This is a genomic window from Synechococcus sp. R8-2 (genome assembly GCF_047461715.1).
GTDB lineage: Bacteria > Cyanobacteriota > Cyanobacteriia > Thermostichales > Thermostichaceae > Thermostichus.
On sequence record NZ_JANSHQ010000413.1, the window covers coordinates 1 to 1,812 of the forward strand.

The following is a 1,812-nucleotide window of genomic DNA, read 5'->3' on the forward strand; positions in this document are numbered from 1 at the left end:
GGCTCCTGCGCTAGTAAGCTGAGCTGGAAGCTGTTTTCGAGTAAAACTCACGCATTTCTGTAAACCACTCCAATCGCGAGGGATCCCAGGTGTAGAACATGTGTCCGCCGCGATAATGACGTAGGGTGAGGTTGGCCTTCAACCGCGGATCCAACTTCATCAAATCCACCAGGTGATTCGAGGCAAAGTAGGGCGTGACCAGGTCGTAAAAGCCATGATGAATGCTCACCCGCATGTGGGGGTTGAGGGCCATGCTGCTGCGCAGCTCGTCCATTGCCCCGATGAATCCTTGCTTCAACTCTCCTTTTGGGGTGAACCGCCAGGACTTGAACACCTCCAGGTTCAGTAGGTGATAGGTCAACTCCGTTTCCACCTGCAAGGTCTCTCGCAAGTGGCTGTTGATGGCTGCCGTGAACAGGCGATCGATCCCATCCAAGGTGGGATCGGATCCCTCGAAGGTAGGCCGATCCGGAAAGGGATCCACCGTGGTTACAGAAGCATCGTAGAGCCCCAGCACCAGTCGCTGCGACCGCAACAGCTCGCGGGCAAAACTGGCGATATCGATCCGCCCGCCTTTGTGGGCTACATATTCTGGAGATAGGCCGATCCCTGCTGCCATTTCCTGATACACCGCTTGCCGTTCTGCCTCTGGCATTGCCTCCCCCATGGCCAAGAGGGGCAGCAGACGTTGTCGGGCAAAGTGTTCTGCTTTGGGCAGCAGGATCTGCAAATCCTCCCCCCAGCCACACCGTCCATGATGGGCTGCTGTGGCCACATAGGAAGGGAAAAGGGCTGCCCAGGTGCTGAGGTTGTAATCGTTGGTCTCCAGCAACCCAAACTCAATCGCAGGCGAGATGAGAATGGCCCCCGACAGGCCCACGCCAAACTTGGATTGCAGCTCCTTGGCCAGCCGCGCCACCCGAAACCCACCGTAACTCTCGCCGGCAATGAAAATGGGGGAGAGCCAGCGTTTGTATCGGGAAAGAAAGCCCTGAATGAATTCTCCCAAGGATTGCAAATCCCGCTCCACATCCCAGAAGGGCGATTCCTTAGGAGGCTCCTCCGCCTTAGCATCCGGCTGAGGGGGCTTGGATGCCGGATCGGATTTCTCCCGGGAATCTTTGGGGTCTTGAGAATCCTTGGGCAGGGCGCGGCTGAACCCCGTCCCCACCGGATCGACAAAGACCAGGTCGGAAAAGGGCAACCAACTTTCGGCATTGTCCACCAGCCGCACCGGGGAGGGGGGCAAACTGCCGTTGGGCCCGAAGCAAATCCGTTTGGGCCCCAGCGCTCCCATGTGCAGGTAGGCAGAAGCTGCCCCAGGCCCACCGTTGAACACAAAAGTGAGAGGGCGGTGCTGAGAGGCGGAGTCTTGCTTTAGATAGGCGACGTGAAAGATCTCGGCCACCGGCTTTTCCCGCTGGAAAAGGGTCTGCCAACCGGCCAGCGCTCTGTAGGTAAAGCTCTCCTCTCCAGCCGTAAACCTGTGCTCGGTGGAGGAGAGGGGGGAAGTGGGCTTAGATTCAGTAGCCATGAAAACAGGGATCCGCAGTCTGATCCCCAGTGAATCACAAGTCGCCGACCCTCAACACTCCCAGAGGAATCTCCAAACGGCACCTCACAAAGTCAGCGGAGCTTCCAAAGTTAGATTGAAAGATTGGCCGGGGCGCAGCACCATCACCTGCGGAGCGGTAACATTGCCCACCACCACTCCGGTCACGGCGCCTCCCAGGACATTGCCCACTGATACTCTGCCCGTGATGGCCCCCAAAATGGCTCCCGCGGCTGCCCCAATGGCTGCATCCTGAGCGA

The 1,812-nt window shown here is 58.3% G+C and carries 1 protein-coding gene and 1 pseudogene; both read right to left on the reverse strand.

Going from position 1 to position 1,812, the window contains the following annotated elements:
• Positions 1-10: 10 nt before the first annotated feature.
• A complete protein-coding gene (locus tag NW819_RS10095; RefSeq protein ID WP_414413655.1) occupies positions 11-1,534 on the reverse strand; it encodes a S10 family peptidase in 1,524 nt (507 codons plus the stop codon).
• An 84-nt stretch (positions 1,535-1,618) separates the two neighbouring features.
• A pseudogene (locus tag NW819_RS10100) lies at positions 1,619-1,812 on the reverse strand (hypothetical protein); the annotation flags it as partial.

Excerpts from the sequence above, each read along its gene's own strand:
- NW819_RS10095 (WP_414413655.1), bottom strand. The coding sequence starts at position 1,534 with ATGGCTACTGAATCTAAGCCCACTTCCCCCCTCTCCTCCACCGAGCAC.